The sequence below is a fragment of the Leisingera sp. McT4-56 genome (assembly GCF_020514995.1).
GTDB classification, from domain to species: Bacteria; Pseudomonadota; Alphaproteobacteria; order Rhodobacterales; family Rhodobacteraceae; genus Leisingera; species Leisingera aquaemixtae_A.
This window is the reverse complement of record NZ_JAJALF010000020.1, coordinates 54,899-74,838: the sequence shown is the minus strand read 5'-3', so window position 1 is coordinate 74,838 and position 19,940 is coordinate 54,899. Positions and strand designations below refer to the sequence as shown.

Here is a 19,940-nt window from a genome sequence, read left to right as displayed (position 1 = left end):
ATGAAAAGCCCGGGCGGCTGCCCGGGCTTTTTCTTTTGGGCGGCACGCGCCGCCGCATGGATTGCAACCGGGCAGCGCTCAGGGTGCTGGCGCCGCCTTTTGCAGCAGGGCCTTCAGGCCGTCGGCACCGTCGATCTGCAATCGCACCGGCAGGGTGATCACCTTGGAGCGGAAGCTGTCCGGCAGGCGGACGGCGTCTTTTTCAGTTGTGACCAGCTGCGCGTTCAGCAGCTTGGACTCGCTTTCCAGCCGGTTCATCAGCGCCGGGGTCAGCGGCTGGTGGTCGTCCAGCGCCTCGGCCCGGGCTATTTCGGCGCCAAGGCTGCGCAGGGTGCTGAAGAACTTCTGCGGGTGGCCGATGCCGGCAAAAGCCAGCACGCGGGTGCCGTTCCAGGGCATCCCGGTCTGCAACGGTTCCAGCGCGCCGGTGAAATGCGGCAGCCCCTGCAGATGGCTGCCCCAAGCGTCCGCGAATGCCTTTTGGGCAGGCTCCGGCCCCAGCGACAGCACCGCGCCGGCGCGTTTCAGCCCGGTGGCAACCGGTTCGCGCAACGGGCCGGCCGGCAGGCAACGCCCATTGCCGAACCCGTGCTGCGCATCCACTACTACCAGCGACAGGTTCTTGGCCACTGATGGATTCTGAAAGCCGTCGTCCAGCACGATGACCGTCGCCCCGGCGTCAGCTGCAGCGCGGGCGCCCGCGGCGCGGTCCTTGGCAACCCAGACCTCTCCAAAGGCGGCCAGCAGCAGCGGCTCGTCCCCGGTCTGCGCGGCCTTGTGGCGGCCGGGGAACACCTGCACCGGCCCCTCCAGCGTGCCGCCGTAGCCGCGGGTGACCACATGCGGCTCGTGGCCGAGGCTGCGCAGGGTCTCCAGCAGCCAGATCACCGTGGGGGTCTTGCCGGTGCCGCCGGCGTTCAGGTTGCCGACGCAGATCACCGGCACCCCGGCTGCTTGCGGGCTGCCCTTGGCCAGCCGGGATGCCGTGGCACGCGCATAGGCCCATCCCAGCGGTGCCAGCAAGGTTGACCGCAGATCAAATTGCTCCGGCGGCTTGTGCCAGAAATCAGGTGCCCGCATTGGTATCCTCGTGCTGGTCCAGCAGGGTCTGGACCTTGTCCATCAGCATGTCGGTTGTGGCTGCGCTTTCGGTCACGCTCTGCCAGCCGGCCAGCGCCATTTCGGCAGCCTTGTCCGGTGCGGAAACCGCGACGACGGCATCCGCCATTTCAGCCGGGGTCTGAACCTGCAGAGCGGCGCCGGATTTGGCCAGCCGGTCATAGAGGTCACGGTGCGCGTGGATGCCTGGCCCGTGCAAGAGGGCAGAGCCCAAGGACGCGGCATCCAAGGGGGACTGGCCCTGTGCCGCGGGATCGAGGCTGCTGGCGATCAGGGCAACCGGAGACAGGCGGTACCAGAGTCCCAGGTCCTCGCCGCCGGTCAGCAGCACCTGGTTGAAGTCTTCCGGTTCGCCGCCGTCCTCCCAGTCGGCAAAGGACAGCCCGCTGTCCTGCAGCAGGCGGCGGGCGGCGGCCAGGTCGGCGGTGTCGTCCAGCGCGATCACCAGCAGCAGCCGGTGCAGCAGCCGCAAGGCGGTCCGGTGGGCTTCCAGCACCCGGGCAAGCTCCGCCAGTTTGACATGTGCTGCCAGCCAGACCGGGCGGCTGCCCAAGGTTTCCTGCATGGCGGCCAGCTCGTCATCGTTGCAGCCCGGCGGAATGGCGGACACCCGCAGCTTGCCGGCCAGTTCCACCCGCTCTGCCGGCACGCCTGCCCGGATCAGCCGGTCTTGCACCGCCTTGGAGGGGGTCAGGATGCAGGTCAGCCCCTCCAGCAGCCGCCGCCGCTGATCTGGCAGCCAGCGGCTGGTGCGGTGCGGCATTTCGCTGTCCAGCAGGTCCGCCAGCAGGATGCCAGTGCCGCGCTCGCGCAATTGCCGCAGCATCACCCGCCGTGCGGGCGTGCCGGTCCAGATGCAGGCGTCAGGCTGCCAGTGGGCCAGGAAATCCCGCGCCTCTGCCATCGTGTCCTCCGCCAGCGGGCCAACCGGAATATCGCAGCCAACGGTTCCCGTCAGATGCAACTCAGGCTCCCAGCTGGCAAGCACCAGCAGATCCGGGCGCAGAGTCTTGAGCCGCCGGCCGACATCACAGAGCGCCAGATAGCGTTCGGGCGTTGTCGCGTGCACCCACAGCAGCTCCCCCTTGGGGCGGGGCTGCAGGCCGGCGGAGCGCCTGGAAGCTGTGGTTCGCAGTTGCATCTGGTTCGATTTTATTTTTCCGGCCCAAGGTATCTGCAACATGCGGGTTTGTCTGTGAAAAATTTGCTTCTGGCGATGGCTGGACTGCTGAGACCGCTTAAGGCCTGCCCGGTTCAAAGTCCAGCGATGCCGGGGCTGGATGGATCGAGTGCCGCCAGCAGCGCCTGATGCAGGGCGCGGCAGCCGGCGATCACCCCGTTCAGGCGCGGGTGCGGGTTGTTGAAACGCAAGGGGCTACCGGAACGGTCGCTGATCGCGCCGCCTGCCTCGCGCAGCAGCAGGTCGCCCGCGGCGATGTCCCACTCCCAGCTGGGACGCAGGGTCAGCATGGCGCCGAACCGTCCATCGGCCACCTTGGCCAGCCGGTAGGCCAGCGAGGGCCTGTAGCTGCGGATGAACGCAGGCGGGGCGCCGCCGAGCCAGTGGTGCGCCTGCAAATTGGGCTTGGCTGCCAGGATTTCAGTGCTGGCAAGCTCAGTTGCGGAGGATACCTTGATCGGATTGCCGTTGCAGGCCGCACCCAGCCCCTTGGCCGCGGTGTACATAAGCTCCCGCTGGGGCAAATAGACCACCGCAGCTGTCACCTCTCCCTGTTCCGCAACCGCGATGGAATGCGCCCAGGTGCGGGAGCCTTCGGCAAAGCTGCGGGTGCCGTCGATCGGGTCGATGATGAACACCCGGTCGCGGGCCAGGCGGGCGGCACTGTCCTCGGTCTCCTCCGACAGCCAGCCGTAGCCGGGCCGCGCTTGCTGCAGCATGTCCTCAAGCATGGCGTTGACGGCCAGATCAGCTTCTGTCACCGGGCCTGCGCCGCCGGGCTTGTCCCAGCGCCTGGCGGCGGGTCCAGTGTAGCGGCACGCGATGTCTCCGGCCTGTTCCGCCGCTTTTACAAGCAGGGAAAGGTCAGTTGCCGGCAAGGGTCATTCCTTCGACCAGCAGCGAGGGCACCACGCTGGAAAGATGCGTGCGCGCGTCATTGGCCGGAATGATCCCGCGCAGCATGCTGTGGAGGTTGCCGGCGATGGTGCATTCATTGACCGGATAGGCGATCTCGCCGTTTTCCACCCAGAAACCCGAGGCGCCGCGGGAATAATCGCCGGTGTTCGGATTGATGGTGGAGCCGATCATCGAAGTGACCAGGAGGCCGGTGCCCATCTGTGCGATCAGGTCCTCGCGGCTGGCATCACCCTGGGTCAGCGCGATGTTCCAGGTCGAGGGGGAGGGCACCCCGCCGATGCCGCGGGCGGCGTTGCCGGTGCTTTCCAGCCCCAGCTTGCGGGCAGAGGCGAGGTCCAGCGTCCAGCCGGTCAGCACGCCCTTGTCCACCACGGTGCGTCTTCGGGTCGCAAGCCCCTCGCCGTCAAACGGGCGGGAGCCGGAAATGCGCGGGCGGTGCGGGTCCTCAACGACAGAGAGGGTTTCGGGCAGCACCTGCTGGCCCAGCGAATCCTTCAGCCAGGAGGAGCCGCGGGCGATTGCGGCGCCGTTGGCTGCCGACATCAGGTGGCCGATCAGCGAAGAGGAAATCCGCTCGTCGAACAGGACCGGGAAACTGCCGGTCTTGGGCTTGCGGGCGCCCAGCCGGGCCACGGCCCTCTCACCTGCGGTGCGGCCAATTTCCTCTGCACCGCGCAGGTCGGCCTGGAAGGTGCGGGAATCGCCGTCGTGGTCACGCTCCATTCCGGTGCCCGTGCCGGCGATCCCGGTGCAGGAAAGGGACCGGCCCGTGCGCTGGTAACCGCCGGAGAAACCGTTGGTCGCGGCCAGATGCACAGCATGGCGGCCATAGCCCGCCGCTGCGGATTGCACCTGGGTAATGCCCTCAATCTCCTGGCAGGCGGCTTCGGCCGCCAGGGCATCCGCTTGCAGGGCTGCCGGCTCCGGTTCGCTGCTCGGGTCTTCCAGCTCCAGCGCGGCCAGATCCCAGTTCCGGGCCAGCTGAGACGGATCGGCGAGGCCGGCATAGGGGTCTTCCGGTGCTTCCTTTGCCATGGCAACGGCGCGTTCGGCCATCGCTGCGATGGTTTCGGGCCGCATGTCGGAGGAGGAGACCAGCGCCTGGCGCTTGCCGACAAACACCCGCAGGCCGAGGTCGGTGCCTTCCGAGCGCTCTGCATGTTCCAGCTTGCCCTCGCGCACTTCAATGCTGAGAGAGCTGCCCTCGGCTGCCATGGCGTCGGCGGCATCCGCGCCGGCCTTGCGGGCGGCGTCAATCAGGGCGTGGCAAAGCGCTTCGGGAGACTGGGTCATGGGCACCTTCTGTTCTGCTCTTTAAAAGAGCTATCCAGAGAGACCGCGTGCCGCAAGTGCGGGCCGCAAAAAAGGGGCCGCGCCGGGCAGCCCCTTTGCAGGTCTTGTCAGGAATTCGACGGTTACTTGATGCGCTGGCCGTTGGCGAGCACCTGGCCGTCCTCGGTGACTTCGATCTTCGAGGTCAGCGTGTCCTCGCCTTCGCCCGGGACCGCCAGCATGCCCATCATCATCCGCGCGCCCATGGCGTCGCTGTCGGACATCAGGCCCATGCCGATCAGCTTGTCGATCAGGGTGTTGGCGCCGGTCAGCTTGAAGTTGGCTTCGCCTGCGGGTGCCGGCATGCCGTCAAAGCTGGTCAGGTCTTCGTTGTTGAAGGTGAAATCGCCGGTGCCGGTCAGCTCGGCGCCTGCTGCGGAGACCTGCAGCTGCTTCACGGTCAGCGCATTCAGCTCACCCGGCTGTTCTTCGCCCTTTTCCACGGCTTCCATGGCTTCGGGGTCAAACAGGTCAAACAGCACCTTGCCTTTGCCAGCCAGGTCCAGAATGACGGTGGCCGGGTCATGCGGCAGCTGGCCGGTCGGGTCGATCATGCCCCACAGCATTTCCGGCACAGCAAACTCGCGCAGGGTGACGCCCAGGGCGAAATCCTGCTCTTCCTCGGATTTCGAAAGCGGCATCATCAGCTTGAAACCGGTTTCCGCCATGCTGAGCGCCAGCGGGAACGGGATCTCTGATCCCGTGATGTTCACATTGGTTCCGATTTGCGAAACGTCATAGGTCAGGTGCTCCTTGTCCATCGACACGGTAAAGGAGCCGCCCTGGGAGTTGCTTTCCATCGCAAAGGTTTCGCTACCGTCCACGCCGGAAACGGAGCCGTTGCCGCCTTCGAAGGTAAAGGTGCCGTCAAAACCGAATCCGGCCTCCAGAAGCGCTGCCATGTCGGTGCCCGGCGTGCCTTCGGGAACGGTGCCGGTGCCGGTGAAGGCCAGGCCCTGCAGCGCCCCCTTGAAGGAGCCCTTGCCCTCGCCTTCGGGGTCGTTGAAACCCATGTCATAGCTGAGGCTGGAGGCAGTCAGCGTCTGCTCATAGCTGCGAGCGCCGGCCACCTTCATGTTGCTCCTGGTGGCGACGTCGCTCATGACGAGCTGGGCTTTCGCGACATCCGCGGGCACGGCCTCGCCGTCCGCGGTCAGCTCCTCAAGCGTCAGAGCAACCTTGGAGGAGCTGTAGTCATAGCTCATGTTCTCGGCGTCGCCGGCCACCTTCATCGGGGTGCCATCGTGGGAATAGATCAGCTTGCCGGAAAAGGTTTCGCCGTCGCCGGAGAAATCAAATGTCATCGGGAATTCTGCAGGCAGCAGCACGTTGACGGTGCCATCGCCGTTTTCGACAAACTGGACTTCCGGAAAGCTCAGGGTGCCGGATCCGTCTTCTTCGGGGATTGGCATGACCATCGACACGTCGGATACCGTGAGAGTGCTGCCCGAAACAGTTTCGGTGCCGGATACCGTGTAGCCGGTGCCGGTCAGGTACGCCTTCCAGTCGGCCCAGACTTCCTGCGCGCTCAGATCGGCCAGGGCGCCCTGCGCGGAAACAACCAAAATTGCTGCTGCGGCACCGCCGCGCGCAAAAATTACGGACATTAGAGAACCTTTCTCTGTGAGATAATTGAAATCATCGTCGGCCCGGCAGGCAGCGCCGTCAAGGGGGCCTTGGGCTGGACCGTTCCCCCTAAGGGCTTTACCACATGGGTTATCAGTCACTTGGAGGGACGGCGGATGGATTTCAACGGAAAAACAATTGCAATTACAGGCGCCAGCCGCGGGATTGGTGCGGATGCGGCCCGCCTCTTTGCTGCCGCCGGGGCCAATCTGGCCTTGCTGGCAAGGAGCGGCGATGCCCTGCAGGCGCTGGCAGAGGAGATCGGCGGAAACGTGCTGACCTTTGCCTGTGATGTGGCTGACTATGCTTCGGTGGAGGCGGCGCTGGCCAAGGCGCACCGGCAATTCGGCAGCCTGGACGTCCTGATCAACAATGCCGGGGTGATCGAACCGATTGCCCGGCTGGAGGATGCATCGCCGGACGGCTGGGGCAAGCTGATCGACATCAACCTGAAAGGCGTTTTCAACGGCATGCGGGCTGCGCTGCCGCTGATGAAGCCATCGGGGGGCGGCACCATCATTACCGTCAGCTCCGGCGCGGCGCACCGGCCGCTGGAAGGGTGGAGTGCTTATTGTTCGTCGAAGGCAGGCGCGGCGATGCTGACTTCTGCGCTCGACCTGGAAGAACGCGGCAACGGCATCCGCGCCATGGGCCTGTCGCCAGGGACGGTTGCGACCCAGATGCAGCGCGAGATCAAGGCCAGCGGCATCAACCCGGTGAGCGAGCTGGACTGGGAAGACCATATTCCGGCCGAATGGCCGGCCCGGACGCTGATGTGGATGTGCACTGGCGACGCAGATGATTATGTGGGCCAGGAGGTTTCCCTGCGCGAGGACAGCATCCGCAAACGGGTGGGCCTGGTATGATCGGACTGGAAATCGCGGAAAACGGTCTGTGGACCGTCACCATCAACCGGCCGGACAAGGCGAATTCGCTGACAGAAGCAATGCTCACAGAGCTGGCGGAGATTGCCGAACGCGCGCAGGAGGCCCGCGGGCTGATCCTGACCGGAACCGGCAAGGTGTTCAGCGCCGGTGCCGACCTGGATGAGGCGCGGGCAGGCCTGGCGACCTCGCCGGTGTGGGAGCGGTTGTCGGCGGCAATGGCCGCTGTTCCCTGCCTCAAGGTGGCCGCGCTGAACGGCACCTTGGCGGGCGGCGCCAATGGCATGGTGCTGGCTTGCGATATCCGCATCGCGGTGCCATCGGCCAAATTCTTCTACCCGGTGATGAAGCTTGGCTATTTGCCGCAGCCTTCGGACGCGGGCCGGATGGCTGCACTGATCGGGCCTGCCCGCACCAAGATGATCCTGGCGGCCGGGCAGAAGATCACCGCGCAGGAGGCATACGACTACGGCCTCGTGGACCGGGTTGTGGAGCCTGAGGCCTTGCTGGAAACGGCGGAGGACTTGCTGGCGCATGCGCTGGAGGCCAAACCGGGAATTGCCGCCGGCATCCTGAGGATGTGCCGGTGAAGCGGCTTTCAGGCCTTCGGCTGCAGGTCGAAGACCCAAAGATGCTGGCGGGGTTTTACGCGGATGTGCTCGGCATGGAGGCACGGGCTGAGGGTGAAGCCTGGCGCGCCGGTTATGCCGGCGGGGATGCGGACCTGATCCTGCTGCCCGGCGGCAGCCGGGCGCCGCATTCACGCGATGAACGTTATTGGAAGATCGGCATTTGCCTGCCCGATCTGGACATCGCCTGTGAGCATTTGCGGCAGAAGGGCGTGGAGGTTTCGGCGCCGCACCAGTTCCGCGATATCGGCTATATGGCGCATCTGCACGATCCCGAAGGCTTTGCCATAGAGCTTTTGCAGCATGATTTTCTTGGCAACCGGCCGGACGGTGCCGGCGATCCTGCACTGCTGCTGGGCGGCGGCGCGCATGTCGGGCAGATCACGTTGCGGACCGGGGACATCGCGGCCGAGCTTGCCCTGCGTGCAGACATGAAGCTCTTGTCAGTTCAGGATGTGGCGGAGTTCGGGTTCGACCTGCATTTTCTTGGCTTTACAACGGAAACACCGCCGGATCCGGATTTGCAGTCGCTGGCGAACCGGGAATGGCTGTGGCGGCGGCCCTACACAACACTGGAGTTCCAGCACATTCCCGGGGCGCAGCTGCGCGACAGCCCGGCCTTCATGGGGCTTGAATTCAGTTAGCGCTTGCGCCGCTTGCCAGGAACGCGGGAACGGAATTCCGGCGGGCGTTTCTGAACCCAGGCGATGAATTTCGCCAGCCGCGGATGGGCTTGCAGCGCTTCCGGTGTGTTGAAGTCGCGGGCCAGTTCCGCCTCTGTCAGTGTGGCGTGAATCTCGCGGTGGCAGATGTCATGCAGCAGAACGGTTGGTCCGCCCTTGCCTCCTTTCAGTTTTGGGATCAGATGGTGCAGGCTTTGCGGCGCACCCTTTGGGATAGGGCGTCCGCACAGCGGGCAGTTCGGATCAGACATGCACAGGCCTCGGCTGGTTTCGTGCGGGCACTAGACACGCCGGCGGCAAGGGCTGGCAAGGGGATGGCATGACAGAGGCGTGGGACGCAGTGGTGATCGGAGCCGGGCCAGCAGGGCTGATGGCTGCCGAAGAACTGGGCCGCGCCGGGCACCGGGTGCTGGTGGCTGAGGCCAAGCCGTCAGCTGCCCGCAAGTTCCTGATGGCGGGCAAGTCCGGCCTGAACCTGACCAAGGACGAGCCTTTCAAACAGCTGATTACCCGTTACGGTGAGGCGGCGGACTGGCTGGCGCCGATGATCCGGGCCTTTGATGCGCAGGCAGTGCAGGTCTGGGCGCAGGGACTGGGGAGCGAGCTGTTCACCGGCTCCACCGGCCGGGTGTTCCCGAAGGTGATGAAAGCATCGCCGCTGCTGCGGGCCTGGCTGGGGCGTTTGGACGGGTATGGCGTGCAGATCCGCACCCGCTGGCGCTGGGCCGGCTGGGACGGTGCGGCTCTTGTATTTGAAACGCCAAGCGGTTCGGTGCGGATTGAGGCAGGCGCCACGGTTCTGGCGCTTGGCGGTGCAAGCTGGGTGCGGTTGGGGTCGGATGGGGCGTGGCGGCCGCTGTTGCAGGAACGAGCGGTAGAAGTTTCGCCATTCAAGCCTGCCAATGCCGGGCTGCTGGTGGAGTGGTCCAGGCATATGGCACCGCAATTCGGCCAGCCGCTCAAAGGGATTGCGCTGCGGGCGGGCGGCCAGGTTTCGCGCGGTGAAGCGGTAATTTCGCAGCGCGGGCTGGAGGGCGGCGGTATCTATTCCGTCTGTGCCGCGGTGCGGGAGGGTGCGGTGCTGCATATGGATCTGCTTCCGGATCTGGAAGAGGCGGAAGTTGCCCGCCGCCTGTCGCGCCCGCGCGGCAAGGCGAGTTTCTCCAACCACCTGCGCAAGACCTTGAAGCTGTCACCGGCTGGGGCGGCGCTGCTGCAGGAATTCGGGCGCCCGCTGCCGCAGGAGGCGCAGGCCCTGGCAAGGCTGATCAAGGCGCTGCCGGTGAAACACACGGGTTTGCGTCCGATGGACGAGGCGATTTCGACCGCCGGCGGTGTTTGCTGCGATGCAGTGGATGGCAACCTGATGCTGAAACAAATCCCCGGAACTTTCTGCGCCGGGGAGATGCTGGATTGGGAAGCCCCGACGGGCGGTTATCTGCTGACCGCCTGCCTGGCCACCGGGCGCTGGGCAGGGCAGGCGGCGGCGGGTTACTTGGCGAGTTCGGCCACCCGTTGAAACGCCGGGCGTTCCCGCATCCGTTTGCCGTAGTCTTGCAGCTTTTCACCCTCGACCGGGAACTTGGCGCTGCGCGCCCAGTTCAGGCAATGGGTGCAGATGATGTCGGCGATGGTGAACTCTTCTCCCATCAGGAAGGGGCCTGCCATCTTGCTTTCAAGGCGCGACAGGTTGTGGGCAAACTCCCATTTCAGGCTGCCTTTCACCTCTGGTACCCGCTGTTCCTCCGGCAGGATGAAGCTGTGCCGTGCCGCGGCCCAAAGGACGGCATCGACCTCGTCCAGCAGCAGATGGGTCATCGCGTCCTGCTTGGCGCGCGCAATGGTTCCTGCGGGGGCCGTCAGCGCGCCGTGCTTGTCAGCCAGGTAGGTGAGAATAGCAGTCGAATCGGTAATGACCTCACCTTCCGCCTGCAGCACCGGCACCTTGCCAGAGACATTCAGCGCCTGCACTTCCGGGCTGCGGGGGCCATGCTGATTCAGCTCGTAGGGCTGCCCAAGCTCTTCAAGCGCCCACAGCACCCGGAAGGTGCGGGTAAGCGGAATGCCGGTGACCGTATACATCGTCTTTCTCCTGTTCTTACCGTGCCATGATGGGCGGCCCTGCAAGGCGGATCAAGCGGGACGGTGCGTTTCGGGATCAGCGGGCGCGGCTGAGCATGGCAAGCCGGATCAAAGCCCGCTCCATCAGGGCCAGCGCCGGCGCGGTCTGGCCGGCAGAACGCAGCGCCAGATCGGTGTCGGTGATGATCGTCAGCGCAGTTTCCAGCCGGTTTGCGCCCCAGTTCTGGGCCTGCCGCAGCATCCGGTCGCGGCGTTTGCCGTAAAGCGGCGGGCGCAGCTGGCCGATGCCCTGGGCCGGGCCGCCGGGAGCCGAGGCGATGGTGTAGAGCGTGCGGAAATGCCGGGTGGCGCCGATGCAGAGGGTCACGGCGTTGGTGCCCTGCGCCTGCAGGCGGCGGATCAGCGGGCCGATTTCAGGGCTGCGGCCCTCGGCGACCACGTTGAGCACGTCGTCCAGCGCGGCTTCGGTCGACTGCGGGGCCACGGCGCCGATGTCGTCCAGTGACAGCGGGCTGCTGTCGCCGTGCTTGTAAAGCGCCAGCTTCTCGATCATGCGGGAAAAGTCGCCGGGGCCGATGTCATTGGCGATATCGGTCAGCGCCGACATGCTGTCGCCGGGCACGTCGCGGATGCCGGCCTCGCCCAGAATGCGTTCGATCTCGGCACGCGAGGGCGGGTCGTCGTAAATGCCAACCGCATAGGCGTTGCTGTGGCCCTCAAACGCCTTGCGCAGCTTGGAGGACGCTTTCAGCTGGCCTGCCGTGACCACGATCTGAGCATCGCCCGGCTGCCATTCCTCCAGTGCTGCGGTGATTGCGGGGGTGGCGGTGTCGTTGGCGCCTTCGACAAACACCGCCCGGACACCGGGAAAGAACCCGACCGCCTTGACCGCATCCAAAAGCTGTGCCGGATCCTTGCGCAGGTCGCCGCCAGGCAGGCGGGTCAGGCGCATTTCTTCCTCGGCGCCGGGGCCAAGCAGGGCGGCCAGCACCTGCTGCCGCTTCAAGGACACGCGCATCGCGTCGGCGCCATAGATCAGGATGCCGGTCTTGCCGGGATCGGGCTTGGCGAAATAGCCGTCAGCTTCGCGCGGGGAAAGCTTCATTCAGCAGCGGCGGAGAGATCCGCAGTTGCCAGGATCTGCGTGGTGATCTGATCGGCCAGAATCACCATCAGGCGTTCATGCGCGTCCCGCTCGCCCGCCAGAGTCTCCACCGTGGAGCCGGTGGCGGAGTAGCCGGTGAAGTTCCGCACAGTGCCGCTGGACGCGACCTTGCCATCCGACTGCCGGGTCAGCGAAAATCCTGCGGTGCCGATCACCGAATAGCGGGTGATTTCATTATCCGCCGTAATCGCCTGGCGCTCTTCCTCGGTGCTGAGCGTGAGGTCTAGCTTGTAGGCGGCACCGCTGCCGCGGCCCAGGCGCTGCTCCAGGTTCTGCACCAGGAAATAGGCATCAGAGCCGTTGGCGCCCTTGATCTTTTCCGGTGCCTGAACCTCGATCTGGCCATGCAGCTCCGCGCCGGTTCCGCCAGGGGCGTAGACCGGGGTGAAGCCGCAGGCAGCTGCCGCCAGGGGCAGCGCCATCAGCAGGGTTCTGCGGTTAAGCAACGACATTCACAATCCGGCCCGGAACAACGATCACCTTCTTCGGGGCGCCGCCATTCAGCGCCTTTTGCACAGCTTCGTGTGCCAGGGCGAGTTTTTCAACCTCTGCCTTGTCCAGATCCTTGGCGACCTCGATCTCGCCGCGGCGCTTGCCGTTGATCTGGATCGGCAGGGTGACGGTGTCTTCGACCAGCATGGCGTCGTCGGCAACCGGCCAGGGCGCGGTGGCGCACAGGCCTTCGCCGCCCTGATGGTTCCAGATGTCCTCTGCCAGGTGCGGGGTCATCGGGGACATCAGCTGTGCCAGCGTCATGATCGCCTGCTTCTGCACCTTGGCGCTGGCCTTGGATTTGGCGAGCGTGTTGGTGAAGGCGTACAGCTTGGCAATCGCGGCGTTGAAGCCGAAGGAGTCGATGCCCAGCGTCACATCGCGGATGCATTTGTGCATCTCGCGCAGCAGCTCCTCGTCGCCTTCGCCCGCCGCCTCCGGATCCATCTCACCAATGCGGTCGCACAGGTTCCAGACACGGTTCAGGTGTTTGTGGGCGGCTTCGGCGCCGGCAGCGGTCCATTCCACGTCACGCTCGGGCGGCGAATCCGACAGCACGAACCAGCGGGCAGTGTCCGCGCCGAAGGACGAGATGATGTGCAGCGGGTCCACGACGTTGTTTTTGGACTTGGACATCTTGGCAGAGGGGATGATCTCCACCTCAGTGCCGTCCTTCAGGAAGCCCTTGCCGTCGCGCAGCTCCACTTCTTCGGGATAGTGGTAAACCGGGCGGTGGTTCTCGCCGGTGGTCTTGTAGATCGCGTGGGTCACCATGCCCTGGGTGAACAGCGCATCGAACGGCTCGATGGATTTCTCCGGCAGGTGGCCGCAGATCTGCATCGCGCGGGCAAAGAATCGCGAATAAAGCAGGTGCAGAATCGCGTGCTCGATGCCGCCGATGTACTGGTCGACGTTCATCCAGTATTCGGCCTCGGCCATGTCGGTAGGGGTTTCGGCGCGCGGTGCGGTGAAACGGGCGAAGTACCAAGACGAATCGACAAAAGTGTCCATGGTGTCGGTTTCGCGCTGGGCCGGCTTGCCGCAGGACGGGCATGCGCAATCACGCCACGTCGGGTGGCGGTCCAGCGGGTTGCCCGGCACCGAGAAGTCGATCGGCTTGCCGCCCTCATCATAGGGCAGCGCAATCGGCAAGTTCTCTTTCTTCTCCGGCACCACGCCGCAGTCACCGCAGTGGACCACGGGAATCGGGCAGCCCCAGTAGCGCTGGCGGCTCAGGCCCCAGTCACGCAGGCGGTATTTGGTGACGCCCTGGCCCCAGCCGGCCTTTTCCGCATAATCCACGGTGGCATCGATGGCTTCCTCGCCGGTGGCCTCGGTCAGACCGGCGAAATGGTCGACCCAGCGGACCTTCTCGGTTTTCGGCGGGACAAAAGCCTCGTTTGCAACCGGAGTGTCATTGTCCAGCGCAAAGAACGTGTCGATGACCGGCAGATCGTATTTGCGGCAGAAGTCCAGGTCGCGCTGGTCATGCGCCGGGCAAGCAAAGATTGCGCCGGTGCCGTAGTCCATCAGGATGAAGTTCGCGATCCAGACAGGCAGCTCCCAGTCCGGGTTCAGCGGGTGTTTGACACGGATGCCGGTGTCATAGCCCAGCTTCTCGGCCGTCTCGATGGCTTCCTCGGTGGTGCCGCCCTTGCGGCACTCGGCGACAAATGCCGCAACTTCGTCCGATTCGGCTTCCAGCGCCTTGGCAATCGGATGGTCGGGCGAGATGCCGACAAAGGACGCGCCCAGCAGCGTGTCGGGGCGGGTGGTATAAACCTCGACCGGCTCGCCGCCGTCGGTGCGTTCAAAGGAGAACTGCAGGCCGCGCGACTTGCCGATCCAGTTTTCCTGCATCAGGCGGACCTTGGCGGGCCAGTTCTCAAGAGTGTCCAGCGCCGACAGCAGCTCTTCGGAGAAATCGGAGATCTTGAAGAACCACTGGGTCAGCTCGCGCCGCTCCACCAGCGCGCCCGAACGCCAGCCGCGGCCGTTCTCGACCTGTTCGTTGGCCAGCACGGTCATGTCGATGGGGTCCCAGTTCACCACGGCGTTCTTGCGGTAAACCAGGCCCTTTTCCAGGAAGTCGAGGAACAGCGCCTGCTGCTGGCCGTAATATTCCGGGTCGCAGGTCGCGAACATGCGGCTCCAGTCCAGCGACAGGCCCAGCGGCTTCATCTGCTCGACCATGGTGTCGATGTTCGAATAGGTCCAGTCCTTGGGGTGCCCGCCCGAGGCCATCGCGGCGTTTTCGGCCGGCATACCGAACGCGTCGAAGCCCATCGGGTGCAGCACGTTATGGCCGGTGGACAGTTTGTAGCGCGCGATCACGTCGCCCATCGTGTAGTTGCGCACATGGCCCATGTGCAGCTTGCCCGACGGGTAGGGGAACATCTCCAGCACATAATACTTGGGCTTGTCGCCGGTACGCTTGGCCTGGAAAATCCCGGCCTCGTCCCAGGCCTTCTGCCATCGTGCTTCGATTTCAGGAGCTATGTAACGCGGCATCAGAGCGGTCCTTTGCATGAAAACGCCGGGCAGGTGGCCCGGCGCTTCTGATAATGGGGTTTGGCTGGCGATTCCAGAGGGCGCAGGGTCAGAGTTTCTTGTCTGCAATCCGCAGCTGGCGCGCGCGGGACAAAATCGCGTCCTCGACGGCACGGGTGGTGCTGGCGCTGACCGCTCCGCCCTTGGACTGCAGCGCCACGTTCAGGGAGCGTGCGTCCAGCGCCGGATCCTTGATGTGGATCGTGGCCCGGTAAGAGCGGCCGCCGCCGGGGGGGGTGCCGTAGCCGGTCACGATGACGCCGGTGAAGGGATCAACCGACTGCACGGGCAGGAAGCTCAGCACATCCAGGCTGGCGGTCCACAGATAGCGGTTCACCTGCACGGTCTGGTCCGGCTTGGCGTTCAGAAAGTCGAAGATGGACGACTTGGTCGCGTTACGCTGGATCTCTTCCTTTTGGCTGATCGTCCGCGCCGTGTTTGCCGGCACCTCGCCGCTTCTGTTGCCGCCGCCGCAGGCTGCGAGGCCAAGACAGATCGCGCCGATCACTGTTACCCGCAGGGTCTTTCCGTATTTCATAACCGCTCCCGGAGCCATTTTCTGCGCGAACACCTAACGCAAGGCGCAACAGCGGAGCAAGGGCTTTGGCTTCTATGACGCTGCTCCTGCGGGGCATTTCCGGCTCTATAGGACTTTTGCAGGGCTGATCGGGGATGTGGCGGGGGCCTCAGACGGGCGGACTGTGGCAAAGCTGCACCATCCGGGGCCGCATCGTTTCGCCCGACTTTCCCAAGCCTTGCCAAAACGGGGGCGAAAGAGCGAAACCCCTTGGCATACCCACGCCGGATTCCCCGGTTTGGGCTGAGGAATAGAAAACCGAGGGAAAAACATGAAAAAGGTTCTCTTCGCGACTACCGCGCTGATCGCCACCGCAGGCATGGCCGCGGCAGAAGTCAAGATCTCCGGCTACGGCCGTTTTGGTCTGGACTGGAACGAAGCCAACGACCGTGACGTCAACGGCGCTTCCGAAACCAACATCACCAGCCGTTTCCGTCTGACCTTTGACGCGTCGACCGAAACCGACGGTGGCGTGACCGTTGGTGGCCGTATCCGCGCCCAGGCAGAAAGCCGTGACGGCAACGCAGGCGTTGCTAACTGGTCCGCTCCGCAGTTCCACGTCGCATACGGCGGCCTGCGTGTTAACGTCGGCAACATCTGGGGCGCAGTTGACTCCGTTCAGGGCCTGTACCTGAACACCACCTCGGTCGGCACCGGCATCGACGGCATGGGCTTCAACTCCCTGGCCATCGGCAACGGCTTCAACTGGGATACCTTCACCTCCGCGGGCAACGGCCGCAACGGTGTTGAAGCGATCTACTCCGCAGGCGGCTTCACCGGCCACATCTCCTACTCGAACCAGAACGACACCATCGAAGCTGACGCTGATACCGATCCGTCCGACGGTGTGATCAGCCCGGCAGTTGAAGCGGCTGAAGGCGAAGAGCGTATCGCAGTGGCTCTGGGCTACTCCTTCGGCGACTACTTCGTGTCCGGTGCTTACCAGGACTCGAACGTTGAAGCCAACGACGAGCTGGGCTTCCTGGCAGTCGGCGGTGACTTCGGTCAGTTCGGCGCGACCCTGTCCTATGGTACCACCATGGCAAGCGACTCCATCACCCTGGCTGGCGACGTTGAGCTGGGCTCCGCGTCCACCATCGTTGCATGGGTGAACTCCGCTGATGCAAACGAAGAAGGCGGCCGTGACGGCACTGCCTTCGGCATCAACTACGAGTACGACCTGGGCGGCGGCGTGACCTTCGTTGCTGGTGCGGTTAGCTCGCACGCAGACGAAGACGAAAACTCCGTGCAGGCAGGTCTGCACTTCAGCTTCTAAGCTGAAGCACGCCTAGCGTGACTTTCGGGGCGGGTTCCTTCGGGACCCGCCCTTTTCTTTTGCGGCTTAACATTTCCAGGCAAACAGTGTTTCTTGCGGCCAAACAGTGATGAGGCCGGACCCATGCCGCTTGAAGAGATCAAATCCAGAATAGCCAAGGCCGAGACCAAGGCGGGCCGCGCACCGGGCAGCGTGAAGCTGATAGCGGTATCCAAGGTGCAGCCGAATGAGCGGGTTCAGGCGGTGCTGGAGGAAGGCCACCGCTGTTTTGGCGAAAACAAGGTGCAGGAAGCTGCGGGCAAATGGCCGGGTTTCGCGGAACAGTTCGACGGGATTGACCTGCACTTGATCGGCCCCTTGCAAACCAACAAGGCGCGCCAGGCGATGGAACTGTTCAACAGCATCCATTCGCTGGACCGGCCCAAGCTGGCCAATACAATTGCCCGGCTGGCACAGGAACTGGGCAAATGCCCGGACCTGTTCATTCAGGTGAACACCGGTGAAGAAGAGCAGAAGGCGGGCGTGATGCCGGCTGATGCAGACGCTTTCGTTGCAGAGTGCCGCAAGCTGGACTTGCCTGTGAAAGGGCTGATGTGCATCCCGCCGGTTGATGAGGAGCCCAGCCTGCATTTTGCACTGCTGGCGAAGATCGCCGAACGCAATGGGCTGCAGGGCTTGTCGATGGGGATGAGCGGCGATTTTGAATCGGCCATTGCGCTGGGCGCGACCCATGTCCGCGTCGGCTCTGCCATCTTCGGTGCCCGGACCTATTGAGGCGAAAAAGTTTTCTGAAAGCTCATGCCAGGATTTTTCTTGAAAGCCCTGGATGCGTCAGGCGCGGCTCAAGGCGGGCACGATGACCCGGGTGCCGGGCTGAATCCGGGCGGCCAGCCAGTGGAGGTCGGTCCTGGAAAAGGCGATGCAGCCTTCGGTGGAGAAGCCGGGACGCCGCCACTGGTGCAGAAAGATGGCCGAGCCCTTGCCGGGAATGGCATCCGGCCAGTTCCAGTCAGTGATCAGGACCAGGTCATAAAGCGGGTCCGCCCGGCGCAGCCGTTCGTGGCTGAAAGCATAGGGGGCGCGAACTCGGTGGTTGTAGCTGCCGTGGCCCGCATCATCAGACCAAAGATCCCGCGGGCCGATGGGTTCCGCCCAGGGCGCGGGGCGGCGCAGCCGGTCGGGACGGTAGAGCATGCCTGCGATCCGGTGAATGCCAACCGGTGTGGCGCCATCGCCTTCGCGCTTGCCCGCGGACAGCCCGCCTTTGCCGATGGTGCAGGGCAGCACCCGGCCCAAAAAGCGGACACCGGCCGGGGTCAGGACCAGATCCGCGGGCGTCATTACAGCATGTGCCCGGATTTGCGGGCCTTGGTAGCCAGATAATGCTGATTGTGGGCGTTTTCCCCCACTTTCAGCGGCACACGTTCAGCCACCTGAATGCCGGTTTTTTCCATCATCGCGATCTTGTTGGGGTTGTTGGTCAGCAGCCGCACCTGGGAGAAGCCCATTTTTTGCAGGATGGCCGCGCCCAGGCGGAAGTCGCGTTCGTCGTCTTCAAACCCCAGCCGGTGGTTGGCTTCCACCGTGTCGAATCCCTGATCCTGCAGCGAATAAGCCCGCATCTTGTTGGCCAGTCCGATGCCGCGGCCCTCCTGGTTGAGGTACAGAAGAACACCCGCGCCTTCCGTCCCCATCTGCGCCAAAGCGCCCTGCAGCTGCGGGCCGCAGTCGCATTTGAGCGAGCCCAGCACGTCGCCGGTGAAACAGGCCGAATGGAGCCGCGCAAGCACTGGTTTGGAACGATCGGGGCGGCCGATCTCCACTGCATAGTGCTCTTCCGCGCCATCTTCCGGGCGGAAGATATGGAGCCTCCCGGCTTCGGCGGCCGTCATCGGCAGCCGGGCCGCTGCAACCGGATGCAACGGTGAGCTTTCGCTCAGCAGCGGTTCGGCAGCGCTGCGCGAAACGGTTGTCAGTCCGTGGGATGCGGCAAAGGCAGATGGATCGCTGACAGGGACAAGCGCGGCAGCAGGCAGCAGCCGGGCGGATTTCGCCAGGGCAATGGCCAGCCGGTGCAGATCCGCGCTGCCGCCGCGCTGGCTGGACAGCGGGCCTTTCATCGGTGTGTTCAGATCATCCGCTGGATCCGCCAGCGCCTGGATCCAGTTCAGACCCTCGGATTCCGGCACGCACACACGGGCAGTATCCTCGTCATAAACCCGCGCCTTCAGCGTTTCTGCCCGGCGGGCCGTGAGCGCCAGAGACAACGGGCCCAGGGACCGCATGTCCGACAGGCGCGCCTCAGTCAGCGCTTCCACGGCAATCGCCAGCGCGCCCTCGCCTCCGTCCGTCAGCACAACCGGCAGCCCCATGCGCAGATCGACCCGGGCGCGGGCCAGCAGTTCGATCATGGTGGGCATCAGGCTCATGCGGGAGTTCCGGTGTTATTTTGTAACAGAAGCTCGCTGTCTTTACGCCTAAATGCAACGGATGTGAAACATTTTCCATGCCATGGACACGTCGGCGTGAGAGTTTTGCAGCAAATCTTGCCGCGGGCGCAAGGGATGCGCATGTGTGGTCTTGAGAACAGGAGGGCGAGCCGATGGCGCAACTGAAGAAAATTCTGCTGGTTGATGACGACGAGGACCTGCGCGAGGCCTTGAGCGAGCAGCTGGTGATGACCGAGGACTTCGACGTGTTCGAGGCGGAGAATGGTCAAACTGCAATGGAGCGCGCCAAGGAAGCTCTTTACGATCTGATTATTCTGGATGTCGGCCTGCCAGACACCGACGGGCGCGAGCTGTGCCGCCTGATGCGCAAGCAGGGTGTCAAGGCGCCGATCCTGATGCTGACCGGTCACGACACCGATGCGGACACCATCCTCGGCCTGGATGCGGGCGCCAATGATTATGTATCGAAGCCCTTCAAATTCCCGGTGCTCCTGGCCCGTATCCGCGCCCAGCTGCGCCAGCATGAGCAGTCCGAGGACGCGGTCTTTGCGCTTGGCCCGTATACGTTCAAACCGTCGATGAAGCTCTTGATCACTGAGGATGAGCGCAAAATCCGGCTGACGGAAAAAGAAACCAACATCCTCAAGTTCCTTTACCGCTCCAGCGACGGCGTGGTGCCGCGCGACGTGCTGCTGCATGAGGTCTGGGGGTACAACGCGGGTGTCACCACTCATACGCTGGAAACCCATATCTACCGTTTGCGGCAGAAAATCGAACCCGATCCGTCGAATGCGCGTCTGCTGGTGACAGAATCAGGCGGATACCGATTGGTCGCCTGATGCGGATGGCCTTGAGGCAGATCAACGAAGAACCCGAGGTTCATCTTTAGAAAGACCTCATACCCGCGCATATCCGGGTCATGATATGCACCTCCCTGTTGGACTTGGCCGGGCTTGATGCCCGGCCTTTTTTTGTTC

The 19,940-nt window shown here is 64.2% G+C and carries 20 protein-coding genes; 7 read left to right on the top strand and 13 right to left on the bottom strand.

Features of this window, described 5'->3' with window-relative positions; all coding sequences use genetic code 11:
- Positions 1 to 78 precede the first annotated feature (78 nt).
- The 5 genes from lpxK to LHL23_RS18590 form a co-directional block, all read right to left on the bottom strand.
- Entirely contained in the window at positions 79 to 1,080 is a 1,002-nt protein-coding gene (lpxK, locus tag LHL23_RS18610; RefSeq protein WP_226431044.1) for a tetraacyldisaccharide 4'-kinase, read from the bottom strand.
- Complete coding sequence (locus LHL23_RS18605) at positions 1,067 to 2,260, bottom strand: 3-deoxy-D-manno-octulosonic acid transferase (RefSeq protein WP_222476597.1); 1,194 nt, start codon at positions 2,258 to 2,260, stop codon at positions 1,067 to 1,069. Before LHL23_RS18605 ends, lpxK begins: the two co-directional genes overlap by 14 nt.
- A gap of 113 nt (positions 2,261 to 2,373) precedes the next feature.
- A complete protein-coding gene (locus LHL23_RS18600) occupies positions 2,374 to 3,177 on the bottom strand; it encodes a 3'(2'),5'-bisphosphate nucleotidase CysQ (protein ID WP_226431043.1) in 804 nt (267 codons plus the stop codon).
- Entirely contained in the window at positions 3,164 to 4,510 is a 1,347-nt protein-coding gene (locus LHL23_RS18595; RefSeq protein WP_226431042.1) for a TldD/PmbA family protein, read from the bottom strand. The genes LHL23_RS18600 and LHL23_RS18595 overlap by 14 nt, the downstream gene beginning before the upstream one ends.
- Before the next feature lie 122 nt (positions 4,511 to 4,632).
- Positions 4,633 to 6,156 carry a DUF2125 domain-containing protein gene (locus LHL23_RS18590; RefSeq protein ID WP_222476589.1) on the bottom strand — a complete coding sequence of 508 codons (1,524 nt, stop codon included), beginning with the start codon at positions 6,154 to 6,156 and terminating at the stop codon, positions 4,633 to 4,635.
- A gap of 135 nt (positions 6,157 to 6,291) precedes the next feature.
- Between LHL23_RS18590 and LHL23_RS18585 the strand changes: the two genes are divergently transcribed.
- The 3 genes from LHL23_RS18585 to LHL23_RS18575 are packed head-to-tail and all read left to right on the top strand — an operon-like array spanning position 6,292 to position 8,332.
- Entirely contained in the window at positions 6,292 to 7,041 is a 750-nt protein-coding gene (locus LHL23_RS18585) for an SDR family oxidoreductase (protein WP_226431041.1), read from the top strand.
- Positions 7,038 to 7,649 carry an enoyl-CoA hydratase/isomerase family protein gene (locus LHL23_RS18580; protein ID WP_226431040.1) on the top strand — a complete coding sequence of 204 codons (612 nt, stop codon included), beginning with the start codon at positions 7,038 to 7,040 and terminating at the stop codon, positions 7,647 to 7,649. The genes LHL23_RS18585 and LHL23_RS18580 overlap by 4 nt, the downstream gene beginning before the upstream one ends.
- Positions 7,646 to 8,332, top strand: a complete 687-nt coding sequence (locus LHL23_RS18575; RefSeq protein WP_226431039.1) for a VOC family protein — start codon at positions 7,646 to 7,648, stop codon at positions 8,330 to 8,332. Before LHL23_RS18580 ends, LHL23_RS18575 begins: the two co-directional genes overlap by 4 nt.
- Here LHL23_RS18575 and LHL23_RS18570 read toward each other — a convergent pair.
- A complete protein-coding gene (locus LHL23_RS18570; RefSeq protein ID WP_226431038.1) occupies positions 8,329 to 8,622 on the bottom strand; it encodes an HNH endonuclease in 294 nt (97 codons plus the stop codon). The two genes, LHL23_RS18575 and LHL23_RS18570, sit on opposite strands and share 4 nt — an antisense overlap.
- A gap of 68 nt (positions 8,623 to 8,690) precedes the next feature.
- Here LHL23_RS18570 and LHL23_RS18565 point away from each other — a divergent pair, with 68 nt between their 5' ends.
- On the top strand, positions 8,691 to 9,890 hold the full coding sequence (locus LHL23_RS18565) for a TIGR03862 family flavoprotein (RefSeq protein WP_226431037.1): 1,200 nt from the start codon (positions 8,691 to 8,693) through the stop codon (positions 9,888 to 9,890).
- On the opposite strand, the gene LHL23_RS18560 is transcribed toward LHL23_RS18565, so the two are convergent.
- The 5 genes from LHL23_RS18560 to LHL23_RS18540 all read right to left on the bottom strand — a co-directional run bounded on the left by LHL23_RS18560 (position 9,863) and on the right by LHL23_RS18540 (position 15,198).
- Positions 9,863 to 10,453 carry a glutathione S-transferase family protein gene (locus LHL23_RS18560; protein WP_226431036.1) on the bottom strand — a complete coding sequence of 197 codons (591 nt, stop codon included), beginning with the start codon at positions 10,451 to 10,453 and terminating at the stop codon, positions 9,863 to 9,865. The two genes, LHL23_RS18565 and LHL23_RS18560, sit on opposite strands and share 28 nt — an antisense overlap.
- Before the next feature lie 76 nt (positions 10,454 to 10,529).
- A complete protein-coding gene (holA, locus tag LHL23_RS18555; RefSeq protein ID WP_226431035.1) occupies positions 10,530 to 11,558 on the bottom strand; it encodes a DNA polymerase III subunit delta in 1,029 nt (342 codons plus the stop codon).
- Positions 11,555 to 12,070, bottom strand: coding sequence for an LPS assembly lipoprotein LptE (gene lptE, locus LHL23_RS18550; protein ID WP_222476570.1), 516 nt, complete (start codon positions 12,068 to 12,070; stop codon positions 11,555 to 11,557). The genes holA and lptE overlap by 4 nt, the downstream gene beginning before the upstream one ends.
- Complete coding sequence (gene leuS / locus LHL23_RS18545) at positions 12,057 to 14,621, bottom strand: leucine--tRNA ligase (protein ID WP_226431034.1); 2,565 nt, start codon at positions 14,619 to 14,621, stop codon at positions 12,057 to 12,059. Before leuS ends, lptE begins: the two co-directional genes overlap by 14 nt.
- An 88-nt stretch (positions 14,622 to 14,709) precedes the next feature.
- On the bottom strand, positions 14,710 to 15,198 hold the full coding sequence (locus LHL23_RS18540) for a DUF3576 domain-containing protein (protein ID WP_226431033.1): 489 nt from the start codon (positions 15,196 to 15,198) through the stop codon (positions 14,710 to 14,712).
- 310 nt (positions 15,199 to 15,508) lie between these two features.
- Between LHL23_RS18540 and LHL23_RS18535 the strand changes: the two genes are divergently transcribed.
- Positions 15,509 to 16,513, top strand: a complete 1,005-nt coding sequence (locus tag LHL23_RS18535) for a porin (RefSeq protein ID WP_226431032.1) — start codon at positions 15,509 to 15,511, stop codon at positions 16,511 to 16,513.
- 123 nt (positions 16,514 to 16,636) lie between these two features.
- Positions 16,637 to 17,287, top strand: coding sequence for a YggS family pyridoxal phosphate-dependent enzyme (locus LHL23_RS18530; protein WP_226431031.1), 651 nt, complete (start codon positions 16,637 to 16,639; stop codon positions 17,285 to 17,287).
- 57 nt (positions 17,288 to 17,344) lie between these two features.
- Here the strand turns inward: LHL23_RS18530 and LHL23_RS18525 are convergent, their stop codons facing one another.
- Both LHL23_RS18525 and ribA read right to left on the bottom strand, forming a co-directional pair.
- Entirely contained in the window at positions 17,345 to 17,854 is a 510-nt protein-coding gene (locus LHL23_RS18525; RefSeq protein ID WP_226431030.1) for a L,D-transpeptidase family protein, read from the bottom strand.
- Positions 17,854 to 18,942: a GTP cyclohydrolase II gene (gene ribA / locus LHL23_RS18520; RefSeq protein WP_226431029.1), complete on the bottom strand. Its 1,089-nt coding sequence runs from the start codon at positions 18,940 to 18,942 to the stop codon at positions 17,854 to 17,856. The genes LHL23_RS18525 and ribA overlap by 1 nt, the downstream gene beginning before the upstream one ends.
- A 173-nt stretch (positions 18,943 to 19,115) precedes the next feature.
- Here ribA and LHL23_RS18515 point away from each other — a divergent pair, with 173 nt between their 5' ends.
- Positions 19,116 to 19,802 carry a response regulator transcription factor gene (locus tag LHL23_RS18515; protein ID WP_222476556.1) on the top strand — a complete coding sequence of 229 codons (687 nt, stop codon included), beginning with the start codon at positions 19,116 to 19,118 and terminating at the stop codon, positions 19,800 to 19,802.
- Positions 19,803 to 19,940 lie beyond the last annotated feature (138 nt).